This window comes from Curtobacterium sp. VKM Ac-2922 (assembly GCF_022815645.1).
GTDB lineage: Bacteria > Actinomycetota > Actinomycetes > Actinomycetales > Microbacteriaceae > Curtobacterium.
The window spans coordinates 23999-39441 of sequence record NZ_JALGRO010000005.1; the positions used below are offsets into that span (position 1 = coordinate 23999).

Here is a 15443-nt window from a genome sequence, read left to right on the forward strand (position 1 = left end):
CGCTGACGACATGCCAGGATCGGCAGACATGTCCCGGTCACCGTACGAGCGCAGCGCTCCGCCCCAGGTCCTCGCCCGCCTGCACCCGCGGCTGCGAATCTACTTCGGCCCGATCCCCGCCGGGCACGTCGGCCGTGGCCAGGGCGTGTTCACCGTTGTCGGCACCCCGCGCCGGTGGCTGTGGCCGGTCCTGGCGCTGTTCGCTCGCGACGCCGTGATGTTCCCGGTCTGGCAGCGCGACGTCCCGTTCACGGTCGAGAACCGCCCGGTCACCGTCCGACGTGGTCACACCGGCCAGGAGGCCCACCTCGCCGTCCGCGCGCACCGCACCTTCCACTTCCGCTCCGGTGACCGCACCATGGTGGACGCCATCACCGCCGAGCCGGCGGGGCTGGTCGACCACCTCGGTCGCCACGGGCGCGTCAGCGCCCGGCTCGCGGTGACGGTCGACGCCGACGGGCCGGACGCGGGAGCGCTGCACCTGGTCTCCACCCGCGTGTCGTTCCGTGCGCTGGGACGCGCGTGGAGCCTCCCGGGTGTGATCGCACCACGTGTGACGCTCACAGAACGATTCGATGACGAAGCCGACCTGCAGCGCGTGTCCCTGGTGCTGTCAGCGCCGGTGGTCGGCACGCTGTACCGGTACGAGGGGGCGTTCCGGTACGCGATCGCACCGGACCCAGGACGGGGGAGCACATGAGCGACGACAGCACCGACACCACCAGGGGCCGCGCGGTGATCGCGGGGGCCAGCGGCTTCGTCGGCCGGTTCCTGCAGGAGGCGTTCCGCGACGAGGGCTACGACGTCGTGACGATCGGCCGCACCGGCGACGCGGTGTGGGGCAACACGCTCCGCATCCGTGAGTTGGTGGACGGTGCCGCGATCGTCGTGAACATGGCGGGCAAGAGCGTCAACTGCCGGTACGGGCGCCGGAACCGGGCGGAGATCCTGCGCTCACGGGTGGACACGACGCTCGAGCTCGCCGAGGCGATCCGCACGTCCGAGCACCCGCCGCCGGTGTGGATGAACGCGTCGACGGCGACGATCTACCGCCACGCGACCGACCGTGCGCAGGACGAGGCGACGGGCGAGCTCGGCGAGGGCTTCTCGGTCGGGGTCGCCCGTGCGTGGGAGGACGCCCTGTTCGCGGCCGACCTGCCCGGCACCCGTCGTGTGGCGCTCCGGATGGCGATCGTCTTCGGCGACGGCAGCGCCCTGGTGCCCTTGGTTCGCCTGGCGCAGGCCGGACTGGGCGGCCCGCAGTACGACGGGCCGTGGTTCCCGACCCGCGCACGACTCGCCGCCGGCACGTACCACCACGACCGCCACACCCACGGGCGCCAGCGGTTCAGCTGGATCCACATCGCGGACGTCCTCGGAGCAATCCGCTTCATCCGTGACCACGAGGACATCGACGGCGCCGTGAACCTGTCGAGCCCGAACCCGTCGGACAACCGCACCGTGATGGCGACGATCCGCGACGCGGTCGGACGGCGGTTCGGGCTGCCGACCTGGCGGTGGATGCTCGAACTCGGGTCGATCGCGATCCGCACCGAGACCGAGCTGGTGCTCAAGAGCCGCTGGGTGGTGCCGACCCGCCTGGTGCAGGCCGGCTACGAGTTCCGGTACCCGCTGCTGCGCGGGGCACTCGCGCACATCATCGCGGAGCGCCGCCAGCACCGGGGCTGAGCGCGCTGTCGACGGAGCAGGAATCGTCGCCTGCCTGCAGCGGACCCGACGATTCCTGCTCCCTCGACAACGCGGACGACGTGGGGGGCGTGGGCTTCCCGGCGCGTGACGCCCAGAGCACGCCGCCCACGACGACGGCGCCCGCGAGTACCTCGACCAGGTCGGGCACCTCGCCGAACGCCAGCCACGAGGCCAGCACCCCGACGACGGGCACGAGCATCGAGAACGGCGCGACGGTGCTCGACGGGTACCGGCCCAGCAGCCGCGACCACAGCCCGTAGCCCACCAGCGACGCCACGAGCACGATGTACAGCAGCCCCAGGTCGGCCGACAGCGCCGACACCGTGAAGACCGTGCCGAGCGACGCCCCGATGCGGTCGGGCCCCTCGACCACGAACGACAGCACGGCCATCGGGATCGGCGGCACCACCGACCACCACAGCGTCAGGTGCAGCGGGTTGACCGGCCCCGCGCGGCGTGTGGCGACGTTGCCGATCGCCCACCCGAGTGCCCCGCACAGTGCCAGCACGACGGGCAGCAGCGCCGCGGTCTGGGAACGGTGCACGGCGATCGCCGCGAGGGCCGCCACGGCCACCGCGACACCGACGACCTGACGCCCGGTCAGCCGCTCACGCAGGAACACCCCCGCCAGCACGACGGTGAACGGTGCCGAGGCCTGCAGCACCAGCGACGCCAACCCCGAGGGGATGCCGGACGCCATGCTGAGGTACAGGAACGCGAACTGCAGGACCCCGAGCCCCGAGCCGATCAGCACCAGCCGCCCGAACGGCATCGCGGGCCGCGGAACGAACAGCAGCGTCGGCACGGCGAGCAGGGTGAACCGCACGGCTGCCAGCAGGAACGGTGGGAAGTGCGTCAGTGCGAGGGCCGTGGCGGGGAAGTTCAGTCCCCAGACGACGGCGACCAGCAGGGCGAGCAAACGGTCACGGAGCAGCACCCCTCGATCGTCGCGCAGCGGACACGGAAGGACCAGCGCACGTTCGGACACCGTCGTTGTAGGGTCCCTGCATGGTCGGCTTCGACGTCACGCTGCTCCCCGTCCTGGCGGAACTGCACGAACGCGGCTCGGTGAGCGCCGTCGCCGCGGCCACGCACCGCACGCCGAGCGCGGTGTCGCAGCAGCTCCGGACCCTGCAGCGCCAGGTCGGCGTCCCGCTGGTCGAACGCGTCGGTCGCGGGGTCCGCCTGACCGACGACGGCCGGGTGCTCGCCGGCCTGGCCGGAGGCGTCGCAACCGCCGTCGCCACCGCGGACGCCGCCTGGCAGGAGCACCTCGGCGGAGCGTCGGGGACGGTGCAGCTGGCGATCTTCCCGTCCGCCGCCGAGCTCCTGCTGCCCGGGCTGCTGACGCGGATGCGGGACCACCCGGGCATCGACCTGGCACTGTCCGACGTCGACGTCAGCGAGGACGCGTTCGCCCCGCTCGCCGCCGACCACGACGTCGTCGTCGGACACCGACCGGACGGAGCGCCCGCGCCCGACCGTTCGGCACTCGAGACCGTCGCGCTGCTGCGGGAACCGCTCGACGTCGCACTGCCCGACGGGCACCGGCTGGCCGGTCGCGAGCGGGTCCGGATCGACGAGGTGGTCGGCGAGACGTGGATCGGTGTGCCCGAGGGGTACCCCATCGACCGGGTGCTCACCGCGATGGCCGCGGCCACCGACGCACCACCCGAGGTCGCCTTCCGGACGATCCACCTGCCCGTGATCGAGAACCTGGTGGCAGCCGGACACGGCATCGCCCTGGTCCCGCGCTACACCTCCGGCACGCGGGCGCCGGGGCGCTTCCACCTGGCGGAGCTGGCCGACGTGCGCGCCGGACGGCGCATCGAGGCGCTCGTCCGACCGGATCGCATGGCCCGTCCCGTGGTCCGCACCGTCCTGGAGGCCCTGGTCGCCACCGCGGTCGACGTCACCACCTGAGGTGGTGACGTGTGCGGCGGGGCCGGGCCGGGCCTCCCGTCCGACGGTCCGACGGTCCGACGGTCCGACGGTCCGCCGGTCCGGGCGGCGTCGCTCAGACGTCCAGGTGGTCGACCAGCTCGTCCGCCAGCCCCGTGTAGGTCGCCGGGGTCATGTTGGTCAGGCGGGCCTTGGCACCGTCCGAGACGTCGAGCCCGTTGACGAACGCGATCAGGTCCTGCTGGCTGACCCGCTTGCCGCGGGTGAGCTCCTTGAGCATCGCGTAGGGGTCCTCGATGTCGGACTGCCCGGCGGTGACCTCGGCGCGGATGACGGTCTGGATCGCCTCGCCGAGCACCTCCCAGTTGCCGTCGAGGTCCTCGGCCAGGCGCTGCTCGTTGACGGCGATCTCACTGAGCCCACGACGCAGGTTGTCAAGCGCGAGCAGCGAGTGTGCGACCGCGACGCCGACGTTCCGCTGCGTGGTGGAGTCGGTCAGGTCACGCTGCAGACGGCTCGTGACGAGGGTCTCCGACAGCGTCGAGAACAGCGCCGACGAGATCTCGAGGTTGGCCTCGGCGTTCTCGAACCGGATCGGGTTGATCTTGTGCGGCATCGTCGACGACCCCGTGGCGCCGGCCTGCGGGATCTGCGTGAAGTACCCCATCGAGATGTAGGTCCACACGTCGGTCGCCAGGTTGTGCAGGATGCGGTTGGCGTGCCGGATCCGGTCGTACAGCTCGGCCTGCCAGTCGTGCGACTCGATCTGCGTCGTGAGCGGGTTCCACGTCAGGCCGAGGCCCTCGACGAACTCCCGCGACAGGGTGGGCCAGTCGGCCTCGGGGTCGGCGGCCATGTGCGCCGAGAACGTGCCCGTGGCGCCGGAGAACTTGCCGAGGTACTCGCTGCCCTCGATCTGCGCCAGCACGCGCTCGAGCCGGTAGACGACCACGGCGAGCTCCTTGCCGAGCGTGGTCGGGGTGGCGGGCTGGCCGTGCGTGTGGGACAGCATCGGCACGGCGCGCAGCTCGACGGCGACCTCGCGCAGGCGGGCGACGACCGCGCGGAAGGCCGGCAGCCAGACGTGCTCGGTCGCGTCCTTGATGGTCAGCGCGTAGGACAGGTTGTTGATGTCCTCGCTGGTGCACGCGAAGTGGGTCAGCTCGGCGATCGCGTCGAGTCCCAGGTCGGACAGGCGACGGCGGACGAAGTACTCGACTGCCTTGACGTCGTGCCGGGTCGTGGCCTCGATCTCGGCCAGCTCGGCGATCTGTGCCTGGCCGAAGTCCGTCACGACGGCGCGCAGGGCGGCCTTGTCGTCGACGCTCAGCGGCGAGGTGGTGAACATCGCGTGGTCGGTCAGGAAGACGAGCCACTCGACCTCGACGGTGATGCGCGCACGGTTGAGTCCGGCCTCGGACAGGTGCTCGCCCACCGTGTGCACGACCGGGTAGTACCGCCCGTCGAGCGGGCTGATCGGCTGCGGGGGAAGGGGGGTCATGGTGCTCCCTGGCGGACGGCCGGTTCGATCTGGTGGAAGAGTGCGCGGCAGGCACGCTCGACCGTGGTGAGGACCCGGTCGAACTCGTGCCGGTCCGCGTAGTACGGGTCCGGCACGTCGGCCTGCTCTGGCCAGGCGTCGTCGTACCGCAGCAGGAGCGTCACCTTGGCGGCGTCGTCCATCGTGGGGGCCCACGAGCGCAGGATGCGTTCGTGGGAGCGGTCGAGTGCGACCACCAGGTCGAGGTCCGGGAACCGGTCCGGGTCGAACTGACGGGCGCGATGCCTGGACCCATCGTATCCGCGCGCCGCCAACGCGGCGATCGTACGCTCGTCGGCGGGTTCGCCGACGTGCCAGTCCCCGGTGCCGGCGGACTGCACCTGGAACCGGTCGGTCATGCCGGCCTGGTCGACGACGTGCTGGAACACGATCTCCGCCATCGGCGATCGGCAGATGTTGCCGCTGCAGACGAACGAGACGCGGAAGGTCGACGGGGCGCCGGCGTCCGTGGTCATGCCCACATCATGGCGCACCAGCCGCGCTCAGGCGCGCGGGCGGTTCAGCACCGGCCGGACGAACAGCCCGATCAGCCACGCGAAGACCGCCAGCACGAAGGCGCCGACGATGCCCCAGCCGAACGAGTCGACGTGCAGGCCGAAGCCGATCGCGGTCGAGATGCCGGCGACGATGAGCAGCAGGATCGCGTTCACGACGAACGAGATCAGGCCGAGCGTCAGGACGTAGACCGGGAAGGCCACGACCCGGATGACCGTGCCGATCACGGCGTTGACGAGTCCGAAGACGAACGCCACGAGCAGGAAGGTCAGGACGGTCTCGACGGTGCCACCGCTGCCGAAGGCCGTGACGGAGACGCCGCTGACGATGAGCGTGGTGAGCCACAGCGCGACGGCGTTGATGACGAGGCGGACGAGGAATCGCATGCGTCCATGATGCCCGGTGACGCGCTCGGTAGGCTGGGCGGGTGACCGACCAGCCCGTGCACATCCCTGCCCGGTGGGCGCTGTATCGCGGTCCGGCCCGTCGGTAGTCTGGGAGGGTGACCGACCAGCCCGTGCACATCCGCCCCGAGATCGCGATCCTGCCCGCCTACAAGCAGGGCCGGCAGGCCGCGGCCGACGCCTTCAAGCTGTCCAGCAACGAGAACCCGTTCCCGCCGCTCCCCGGGGTGGTCGAGGCGGTCCGGGCGCAGACCGCCTACAACCGCTACCCCGACGCCTCCGCGCTCGCCGTGCGTGCCGCGTTGGCGAACCGGTTCGGCGTCACCGTGGACGAGGTGCACGTCGCGCCCGGCAGCGTCGCGATCCTGCACGAGCTCGCCAAGGCCACGTCGGGCCCCGGCGACGAGATCGTGTACGCGTGGCGGTCGTTCGAGGCCTACCCGGGTGTCGTCACGGTCGCCGGTGCCACCAGCGTGCAGGTGCCGAACCGGCCGGACGGCGGTCACGACCTCGACGCGATGGCCGCTGCCGTCACCGAGCGCACCCGCATGGTGATCGTCTGCACGCCGAACAACCCCACCGGCCCCGTGGTGACCGCCGCGGAGTTCGACCGGTTCATGGGCCGGGTCCCGACGAGTGTGCTCGTGGTCCTCGACGAGGCGTACGCCGAGTTCGTCACCGACCCCGACGCCGTGCGCGGCGTGCCCCTGCTCGAGCGCCACCCGAACCTGGTCGTGCTCCGGACGTTCTCCAAGGCGTACGGACTCGCGGGCCTGCGGGTCGGGTACGCGCTCGGACCGGCATACGTCCTGGACGCCGTCCGCGCCTGCGCCATCCCGCTCAGCGTCACCGCGCAGGGACAGGCCGGCGCGCTGGCCAGTCTCGAACGCGAGACCGAGCTGCTCGAGCGCGTCACCCACCTGACCCAGCGGCGCGACCTGATCGTGGGCGCGCTCCGCGGCCAGGGCTGGGACGTCCCCGATGCGCAGGGCAACTTCGTGTGGTTGCCGACGGGCGAGCAGACGGGCCACGCGGCTGAGCAGTTCGAGCACGCGGGGATCATCGTCCGCGCCTTCGGCACCGAGGGGATCCGCATCTCGATCGGCGAGCACGAGGCTGTCGAGAAGCTCCTCGATACCGCCCGTTCACTTGTCGGGGGTCTCACAACGGCCGCGGTGACCCGGCCGCTACGCTGACCGGCATGTCCTTCCACGCCGCGGCCCCCGCGACGACCACCGTCCGGCTCCTCGACACCGAGGGCCGGTTCGTGGAGACCGACGAGAACGCCGAGTACGCGGGCATCGTCAAGGAGCTCCCGGACGAGACGCTGCTCGCCATGCACCGCCAGATGGTGCTCACCCGACGCTTCGACCACGCTGCCGGCAACCTGCAGCGCACGGGGCAGCTCGGCCTGTGGGCACCGAGCCACGGGCAGGAAGCCGCCCAGGTCGGTTCGGCCTTCGCGCTGCGCCCGCAGGACCACCTGTTCCCCTCGTACCGTGAGCACGCCGTCGTCCTGCAGCGCGGGGTCGAGCCGATGGAGATCATCTCGCTCTTCCGCGGTCAGGCCCACGGCAACTGGGACCCGGACGCCCGCGGCAACACGCACGTCTACACGCTCGTCATCGGTGCGCAGACCCTGCACGCGACGGGCTACGCGATGGGCCAGGCGCTCGACGGCGTCGTCGGCACGGGCGACCCGGACGTCGACGAGTGCTCGATCGTGTACTTCGGCGACGGTGCGACCAGCCAGGGCGACGTGAACGAGGCGTACGTGTTCGCCGCGTCGCACAAGGCCCCGGTCGTCTTCTTCCTGCAGAACAACCACTGGGCGATCTCGGTCCCGGTGTCGGTGCAGTCGCCGACGCCGCTGGTCGACCGCCCGCGCGGCTTCGGCATCCCGAGCGTCCGGGTGGACGGCAACGACGTGCTGGCGTCCTACGCGGTCAGCGTCGTCGCCACGCAGCACGCCCGCAGCGGGCAGGGCCCGGCGTTCATCGAGGCCGAGACCTACCGCATCGGCGCGCACACCAGCTCCGACGACCCCACGCGCTACCGCGGCGACGACGAGCTCGCCGACTGGGTCGCGCGTGACCCGATCGCCCGCTCCGAGGCGTACCTGCGCAGCCGCGGGGCCACCGACGCGCAGTTCGCCGAGTTCGACGCCGAGGGCGAGCAGATCGCGGCGGACATCCGCGCGAAGACCTCGGCGCTGCAGGCACCCCCGATGGACGCCATGTTCGACAACGTCTACCGCGAGCAGCACCCGCGCATCGACGAGCAGCGCGCCTGGCTGCACGACTACGAGTCCTCCCAGGACGCAGGAGCCAACGCATGAGCACCACCGAGCAGCTGGTCGACTACACGCTCCGGTCGCACCCCGGCGCCGGTCAGGCACCCGCCGACCCCACCCCGACGATCCCGATGGCCAAGGCGCTCAACGCCGGCCTGGCCGCAGCGATGGCCGCGGACGACAAGGTCCTGCTGATGGGCGAGGACATCGGGCAGCTCGGCGGTGTCTTCCGCATCACCGAGGGCCTGCAGGAGCGCTTCGGCGCCGACCGCGTGCGGGACACCCCGCTCGCCGAGTCGGGCATCGTCGGCACCGCGATCGGCCTGGCGCTGCGCGGGTACCGTCCGGTCATCGAGATCCAGTTCGACGGCTTCGTGTGGCCCGCGTTCAACCAGATCACCTCGCAGCTGGCCAAGATGGCGAACCGGCTGCCGGCGCACATGTCGCTGCCGATCGTCATCCGCATCCCCTACGGCGGCCACATCGGCGCGATCGAGCACCACCAGGAGTCGCCCGAGGCGTACTTCGCGCACACCCCCGGTCTGCGCGTGGTCAGCCCGAGCACCCCGAACGACGCCTACTGGATGATCCAAGAGGCTGTTCGCTCGAAGGACCCGGTCGTCTTCATGGAGCCGAAGTCGCGCTACTGGCCCAAGGGACAGGTCGACCTGCTCGACGGCCACGTGCCGATGCACACCTCTCGTGTCGCACGCACCGGCACCGAGGTCACCCTGGTCGGGCACGGCGCGATGGTCGCCACGCTCATGCAGGCCGCCGACATCGCCGACGCCGAGGGCACCAGCTGCGAGGTCGTCGACCTGCGCTCGATCTCGCCGATCGACTGGGAACCGCTGCTGGCCTCGGTGCGCAAGACCGGCCGCCTGGTCGTCGCGCAAGAGGCGTCCGAGTTCGTCAGCGTCGGCAGCGAGATCGCCGCGACCGTCGCCGAGCGGGCGTTCTACACGCTGCAGGCGCCGCCGCTGCGGGTGTCCGGGTTCGACATCCCGTTCCCACAGTCCAAGCTCGAACACCTGCACCTGCCGGACGCCGACCGCGTCCTCGAGGCCGTGGACCGCGCCCTCGCCTACTGACCTGGTCCCGACCGGACCACCCACCGTACGAACGACCGACGAAGGAGCCGACGTGGCCGTCGCCGAATTCCCCCTCCCCGACGTGGGCGAAGGCCTCAACGAGGCCGAGATCGTGCAGTGGCGCGTGGCGATCGGTGACGATGTCGCGGTGGACCAGGTGCTGGTCGAGATCGAGACCGCCAAGTCCCTGGTCGAGCTGCCGTCCCCGTTCGCGGGCACGGTGACCGGTCTGCTGGTCGCCGAGGGCGACACCGTCGAGGTCGGTCGCCCGATCATCCGGGTCGAGTCCAGCTCGTCCGTGCCGGCTGCGGCTGTGCCGGCTCCGGCCGACCCGGCTCCGGCTGCCCCGACCGGAGGCGCGGCTGACGTCGACGACGCCGCTCCGACGTCGCCCGTGGTCGCTCCCAGTGCCCCGGTCACGCCCGCCCCGCCCGTCGCGGTTCCCGCCCGGGCCACGGCGCCGGCACCCGTGACCGCCCCGGCGCAGGCGGCCCCGCCCGCGCCTGCCGAGTCCCGCATGCCCGCCTCGCTGCCCGCGGCCGAGGGTGCGTCCGTCGTCGGCACCGACGAGTCCTCCGGGGCCGTCCTGGTCGGCTACGGCTCCGCGACCAGCGCACCGTCACGCCGCAAGCCGGGCGCCCGCCGGGCCGCAGCCGCCGCTGCCCAGGCGAGTCGGGCCTCCAGTCGGGAGACCGACCTGGTCCTGACGGACGAGGGCGAGGCCGCGACCGCCGACGCCGTCGCCGCACAGGGACAGCGTCCCGCGCGCCCGTCAGCGCCCGCCGTGATGGCGAAGCCGCCGATCCGCAAGCTCGCGAAGGACCTCGACGTCGACCTGGCCGTCGTGGTGCCGACCGGACTCGCCGGTGAGGTCACCCGTGACGACGTCATCCGCCACGCCACGCAGGCCACGGTCTTCCGCAACATCCAGACTCCCGAGTGGGGTGACGTCCGCCAGGAGACCATCCCGGTCAAGGGCGTCCGCAAGGCGATCGCGACTGCGATGACCACGTCGGCATTCACCGCGCCGCACGTGTCGCTGTTCGTGGACGTCGACGCCACGCGCACCATGGACTTCGTCAAGCGGCTCAAGGCGTCGCCGACGTTCGCCGGGGTCAAGGTCTCGCCGCTGCTGATCATGGCGAAGGCCGTCATCTGGGCCGTCCGCCGCAACCGGTCGGTCAACTCGTCGTGGACCGACCGCGAGATCATCGTCCACCACTTCGTGAACCTCGGCATCGCCGCCGCGACCCCGCGCGGTCTGATCGTGCCGAACATCAAGGACGCGCAGGACATGTCGCTGTTCGAGCTGGCCAAGGCCCTCGAAGCGATGACCCTGACGGCCCGCGACGGCAAGACCAGCCCCGCCGAGATGGCCGACGGCACGATCACCGTGACGAACATCGGGGTGTTCGGGATGGACACCGGCACGCCGATCCTGAACCCCGGTCAGGTCGCCATCGTCGCGATGGGCACGATCAAGCCCAAGCCGTGGGTCGTCGACGGCGAGGTCCGCTCGCGCATGGTGACGACCATCGGCGCCTCGTTCGACCACCGCGTGGTGGACGGCGACGTGGCGTCGCGGTTCGTGCACGACGTGGCCTCGGTCATCGAGGAACCCGCGCTGCTGCTCGACTGACACACGGGCTTGCCGCTCGTTGGCGTGGTGTTCATGCGGATGTCGGTGGAGCGGGCGATGATCAGCACATGGTCCACCAGCTCCTGAGCGCCCCGCAGGAGATCCGAACGGATCGCCTCCTGCTGACTCCCGTCACCCCGGCCGACATCGACGCCGTGCACGCGGTCTTCTCCGACGCCCGCACCTGGACCCACCTGCCGAGCGGGCGACACACGGCGCGCGAGCAGACCGTCGACCTGGTCCAGCGCAAGATCGGCGGACGGGTCCGGCACGGGCTGGGGTCGTGGACGGTCCGCGACGCCCACAGTGGCGACGTGCTCGGCGTCGGCGGGGTCGACATGACCGCCGGCGGCGTCTGGAACCTGGGCTACCGACTCACACCGTCGGCGTGGGGCACGGGTCTGGGGACCGAGATCGCCCGCGCGGCGATGACCGCGGCGCACGACACGGCCCCCGGTGTGCCCGTGACCGGCCGGGTCCTGACCAGCAACCCCGCGTCCGCGCGGGTGCTCGCGAAGGCCGGGCTCGCGCTGGTCTGGCAGGGCACGACCGCTGCTCCGGCGCCGGACGGAGCCGAGCGGCAGGTCTGGACCGACCGCGCGCTCACCGACCAGCAGCACGCCTGGCTCGTCGCGAACGCCTGAGACCGCCGCAGTGGCTGCGGCAGCCGCTGTGACCGCTGGGCCGCGGGATCGCTCAGCGCCGTCCGAGCACCATCGCGCCGACCAGCCCGGCGGCGGCCGCTGCCAGGCCGAGCACGACGGCCGCGACGACGCAGACCTCGCACGGGCTGAACGACAGCACGGCGACCAGCACGAGCACCGCGGTCCCGAGCAGGCCCAGACGGACGAGCAGCATGCCGGACGCGTCGTTCACGAGCGCACGCTCCCCGGCGCCTCGAACAGCTCGTCGGCCAGGCGTGGCAGCTCGTTCGTGAGCGACCACTGCACGGTGTTCCAGTCGTGTCCGCTGCCGGGCGACGACGCCACCGCGGTGTGGATCCCCGCGCGGACGGCATCCCGGCCGAGCGTGCGGGCGGACTCGGTGAACTCGTGGTCGTTCGCGCCGGCGGTCAACCACAGGTGCGCGTCCGAGTAGGGACCGTTCGCGGCCATCAGGGCGCCGGGGGACGCCGCACGCCAGCGTGCCAGGGACCCACCGAACGCCTCGTCCGCGCTGTTCTGCGGCGACCGGTCGACCGGGTGCAGCTCGCTCGAGATCGCCAGCGCCGCGCTGAAGCGGTCCGGGTCACCGGTCAGGAACTGCATCGCGCAGGTCGCCCCCTGCGAGAACCCGACCAGGCCCCATCCGTGCGGATCGGTCGGCACGCGCAGGTGCGCCGTGATCCAGTCCGGCACGTCGCGGGTGATGTAGGTCGCCGAGTTGCCGATCGACGAGTCGACGCACATGGTGTTGTGGCCGGGGACGGCGAGCTGGTCGGCCGACACCACGATCGGCGCCAGTCCGTGGTGGGCGGCCGCGTACCGGTCGAGCACCGTCGCGATGCCACCCGCGGTGAACATGTCGCTCGGGGTGCCGGGCTGCCCGGACAGCGACACGACCACGGGCAGGGTCGGGGGGTCGTCGGTGAGCGCGGCCGGGGGCAGGTACACGACGGCCGGTCGGGCCGGGAAGCCGGAGCGGGTGCCGGGGATGCGGACGGTGCCGACGCGGCCGGCGGTCGGCATCGAGACGGGTGCGGTCCACCGTGACGCCGGCCGGACCGCGGCGGCGTCGATGCCCGACTCGGATCCCAGGTCGAGGGTCGGGAACGGGTTCGTCTGCACGAGTGCGTTGAGCGTCGGGTAGGCCGCGTAGTCGACGTTGATGCCCAGGGCCGGCACCAGCAGCGCCGCGGGGACCAGCACGGCCGCCAGCACCCGGCGTCCGCGTCCGCCCTGCACGATCCCGGTGACGGCCAGGGCGAGGGCCGCGAAGGCGAACGCCACCCACATCCGTGTGACGTCGGTCAGCCGGACGTCGAAGGCGTTGAGCAGGTCCCCGACGACCCAGCAGGCGAGCAGCCCGAGCACCGCTCCGCCCGCGGCGATCGCGGCGCGCAGGCCCGTGCGCCGCCACGCCGGTCCGGAACGCAGTCCGGTGCGCAGCGCGGGCAGCAGGACGAGCAGGGCCAGCACCCCGAACACGACGTCGGCGGGCACGAGCTTCGTGGGGACCTCGAGCCGGGTCCCCATCGCCCAGTGGAACGGGTCGAGCATCAGTCGCGGCCCCCGGCGGGTGTCTCGGTCCGGCCCGCTCCGGCGGCTGCCGTGGCCCCGGCAGCCCGGTGGGCGCGACGCAGCTCCCACAGGTGCCGCGGTCGCAGCCCGGGCAGGTACGCGCTCGCCAGCGCCCGGGCGACCCGGGGCACGTGCAACGGCGTCGGGACCACCAGCCAGAGCGGCTCGTGCGCTGCGCCGAACTTCTCCTTGAACCGCTGCAGCGACCGGAACCCGTAGGCGGGCTCGAGCAGACGGGCGAGCAGCCGCGAACCCCGGTCCATCACGGCGTGCGACGCGGGGTCGTGCGCGGCGAGCGGGGTGCCGGACAGGCTCAGCGTGGTCAGGCCGGCCTCGCGCGAGCGCAGGGCGGTGCGGGCGATCAGGAACTCGACGACACCGGGCATCCCCCCGTCGCCGCGGCGCATCACGTCGAGCGTGTACCCGGTCAGGGCGCCGTGCGCGTACACGGGCAGCCAGCTCGTGACGGCGACGACCCGGTCGGACGCGTCGACCGCCAACGCCAGGCGGACGTCGGGGTCGTCGAGCTCGCGGAAGCCGCCCAGCGTGAAGCCCATCTCCGGCAGGCGACGATCGGCGGCCCAGCGGGTGCAGATCGCCTCGACCTCGGCGCGCTGCCCGGCGTCGAGCTGTTCGAAGCGGGTCCACTCGTCGCGGACGCCCTCGCGGTCGGCACGGTTCGACGCGGTCCGCAGGTCCTGTCGGCGCTTGCCGCGCAGGTCGAAGGTGGTGACGTCGAGGACGGCCTCGACCCCGACGGGCAGCGCCGTCCAGCCCTCGGGGGCCAGGATCGCCCGCACCGGCTCGTGCACGCTCGTGAACGCCGGGATCCAGCCGTTGTCCTGGCAGTGCACGACGAACGCGTCGATCACCGCGGCCCGGTCCGCTGCGGCGCACACCGGGTCGGAGACGGTCAGGGCGACGTCGCCCCGCACGCGGTACGCCACCGCGCCGAGTCCGTCCGGGTGCGACCAGACCGCGTTGCCGCGCCACGTGCCCATGTGCCCGAGGGAACCGGCGTCGCCACCCCGCAGCATCGCCACGAGCGCGGAGGGTTCGGACGCGGCGCGGAACGGCGCGCGGACCAGTCGACCGCGCAGCACCAGGATCGCCAGCAGCACGGCCGCGGGGACCACCCACGCGCCCAGCAGGGTCACCTGCCACTCGACCTCGTCCAGCCCGAGGCCCTGCCACTGCACGGCCGAGTCGGTCATCGGCTCGATGAGGAACACGTCCGCCAGCACCGCGGTCAGGACGACGAGCACGCCGGTCGCCACGACGACGCCCGCACGCCGCCCGTGGTGCACCAGCCACGCGGCGACCAGCAGCAGGACGCCGACGAGCACGCCGGCACGGTCGCTCATCGCGTCGGCGAACGGCGACAGCACGCCGTCCGGGTCCGGCACGACGAGCGTCACCAGGGTGCCGCCGCCCAGGGCGACGAGCGTGGCCACGACGACGGTGCGGGGGGTCAGGTGGTCCCGGGTGGTCGGACGGGAGGCTCGGTGCACGACGAGCGCGCCGGCCGCTGTGCCGAGCAGGGCGCCCAGGGCGCGGGTGACGTCCGACCCGTGACCCGCGAACAGCAGCAGGGTGAGCGTCAGCGTCCACAACACGGTCCGCATCCGCCAGCGGCGTTGGGCAGGCAGGCCCGCCGATGCCGCGGCGAACAGGGTGACGGCGATGACGGACGGCGCGAGCATCGGCTGCCCGCGCGTCGCTTCGGCGTGGGCCTCGCCGAGCGCGTCGCCGATCGTCACCGCGAGCTGCGTGCCGAGGACGGCGACCGTCGGGACGACGACACCGATGACGGCCGTCCGGACGGACCCCAGGGTGCGCTCGGCGAGTGCCGTGGCGAGCACCGTCGCGACGAGCGCCAGGCAGGCGACGGGCGGGTGGTGCGGGAAGTCGGGCTCGGCGTGCGCCAGGCGTGCGCCGACCACGAGGACGACGATGGCCCCGGTCACGACGAGGGTGACGGGGTACCGGCGGAGCCGGTCGAGGACGGGACGGATGGCCACGGTGCCATCTCAGTGCATCCGGGGGTCCGAGGACATCGACCCTGGGGTTGAACCGCGATGGCCGATCGGCCATCGGACGTGCTCGGA

General features: G+C 72.4%; 15 protein-coding genes. 8 read left to right on the top strand and 7 right to left on the bottom strand.

Annotated features, from left to right (window positions below; all coding sequences use genetic code 11):
• Nucleotides 1-28: 28 nt before the first annotated feature.
• The gene (locus MT346_RS07290) at nucleotides 29-700 is read left to right on the top strand and encodes a DUF4166 domain-containing protein (protein ID WP_243562161.1); all 672 of its coding nucleotides are present in this window, start codon (nucleotides 29-31) and stop codon (nucleotides 698-700) included.
• Entirely contained in the window at nucleotides 697-1689 is a 993-nt protein-coding gene (locus MT346_RS07295; protein WP_243562162.1) for an epimerase, read from the top strand. Before MT346_RS07290 ends, MT346_RS07295 begins: the two co-directional genes overlap by 4 nt.
• Here the strand turns inward: MT346_RS07295 and MT346_RS07300 are convergent.
• Nucleotides 1658-2647 carry an EamA family transporter gene (locus tag MT346_RS07300; protein ID WP_243562163.1) on the bottom strand — a complete coding sequence of 330 codons (990 nt, stop codon included), beginning with the start codon at nucleotides 2645-2647 and terminating at the stop codon, nucleotides 1658-1660. The genes MT346_RS07295 and MT346_RS07300 overlap by 32 nt on opposite strands.
• Before the next feature lie 71 nt (nucleotides 2648-2718).
• On the opposite strand from MT346_RS07300, the gene MT346_RS07305 reads away from it, so the two are divergent.
• Entirely contained in the window at nucleotides 2719-3633 is a 915-nt protein-coding gene (locus MT346_RS07305) for a LysR family transcriptional regulator (RefSeq protein ID WP_243562164.1), read from the top strand.
• A gap of 94 nt (nucleotides 3634-3727) precedes the next feature.
• Here MT346_RS07305 and purB read toward each other — a convergent pair whose 3' ends face one another.
• From purB to MT346_RS07320, 3 genes are read right to left on the bottom strand one after another with little or no spacing between them, the layout of a single operon-like run.
• The gene (gene purB, locus MT346_RS07310; RefSeq protein ID WP_243562165.1) at nucleotides 3728-5113 is read right to left on the bottom strand and encodes an adenylosuccinate lyase; all 1386 of its coding nucleotides are present in this window, start codon (nucleotides 5111-5113) and stop codon (nucleotides 3728-3730) included.
• A complete protein-coding gene (locus MT346_RS07315) occupies nucleotides 5110-5628 on the bottom strand; it encodes a low molecular weight protein-tyrosine-phosphatase (protein ID WP_243562166.1) in 519 nt (172 codons plus the stop codon). Before MT346_RS07315 ends, purB begins: the two co-directional genes overlap by 4 nt.
• Nucleotides 5629-5655: 27 nt before the next feature.
• Nucleotides 5656-6054, bottom strand: coding sequence for a phage holin family protein (locus MT346_RS07320; RefSeq protein WP_243562167.1), 399 nt, complete (start codon nucleotides 6052-6054; stop codon nucleotides 5656-5658).
• A gap of 116 nt (nucleotides 6055-6170) precedes the next feature.
• On the opposite strand from MT346_RS07320, the gene MT346_RS07325 reads away from it, so the two are divergent.
• From MT346_RS07325 to MT346_RS07345, 5 genes are all read left to right on the top strand, one after another.
• Complete coding sequence (locus tag MT346_RS07325) at nucleotides 6171-7268, top strand: histidinol-phosphate transaminase (protein ID WP_243562168.1); 1098 nt, start codon at nucleotides 6171-6173, stop codon at nucleotides 7266-7268.
• A 5-nt stretch (nucleotides 7269-7273) separates the two neighbouring features.
• On the top strand, nucleotides 7274-8410 hold the full coding sequence (locus MT346_RS07330) for a thiamine pyrophosphate-dependent dehydrogenase E1 component subunit alpha (protein WP_243562169.1): 1137 nt from the start codon (nucleotides 7274-7276) through the stop codon (nucleotides 8408-8410).
• An 86-nt stretch (nucleotides 8411-8496) separates the two neighbouring features.
• Nucleotides 8497-9456: an alpha-ketoacid dehydrogenase subunit beta gene (locus MT346_RS07335; protein ID WP_243562416.1), complete on the top strand. Its 960-nt coding sequence runs from the start codon at nucleotides 8497-8499 to the stop codon at nucleotides 9454-9456.
• Between the two features lie 52 nt (nucleotides 9457-9508).
• Entirely contained in the window at nucleotides 9509-11095 is a 1587-nt protein-coding gene (locus MT346_RS07340) for a dihydrolipoamide acetyltransferase family protein (protein WP_243562170.1), read from the top strand.
• A 68-nt stretch (nucleotides 11096-11163) separates the two neighbouring features.
• Nucleotides 11164-11739 (top strand): GNAT family N-acetyltransferase, encoded by a 576-nt coding sequence (locus tag MT346_RS07345; RefSeq protein ID WP_243562171.1) that lies wholly within the window; start codon nucleotides 11164-11166, stop codon nucleotides 11737-11739.
• Between the two features lie 52 nt (nucleotides 11740-11791).
• Here the strand turns inward: MT346_RS07345 and MT346_RS07350 are convergent, their stop codons facing one another.
• The 3 genes from MT346_RS07350 to MT346_RS18365 are packed head-to-tail and all read right to left on the bottom strand — an operon-like array spanning nucleotide 11792 to nucleotide 15356.
• Nucleotides 11792-11971, bottom strand: coding sequence for a hypothetical protein (locus MT346_RS07350; RefSeq protein ID WP_243562172.1), 180 nt, complete (start codon nucleotides 11969-11971; stop codon nucleotides 11792-11794).
• Nucleotides 11968-13314, bottom strand: coding sequence for an alpha/beta hydrolase family protein (locus MT346_RS07355; RefSeq protein WP_243562173.1), 1347 nt, complete (start codon nucleotides 13312-13314; stop codon nucleotides 11968-11970). The genes MT346_RS07350 and MT346_RS07355 overlap by 4 nt, the downstream gene beginning before the upstream one ends.
• Nucleotides 13314-15356: a bifunctional lysylphosphatidylglycerol flippase/synthetase MprF gene (locus tag MT346_RS18365; RefSeq protein WP_243562174.1), complete on the bottom strand. Its 2043-nt coding sequence runs from the start codon at nucleotides 15354-15356 to the stop codon at nucleotides 13314-13316. The genes MT346_RS07355 and MT346_RS18365 overlap by 1 nt, the downstream gene beginning before the upstream one ends.
• Between the last annotated feature and the right edge of the window lie 87 nt (nucleotides 15357-15443).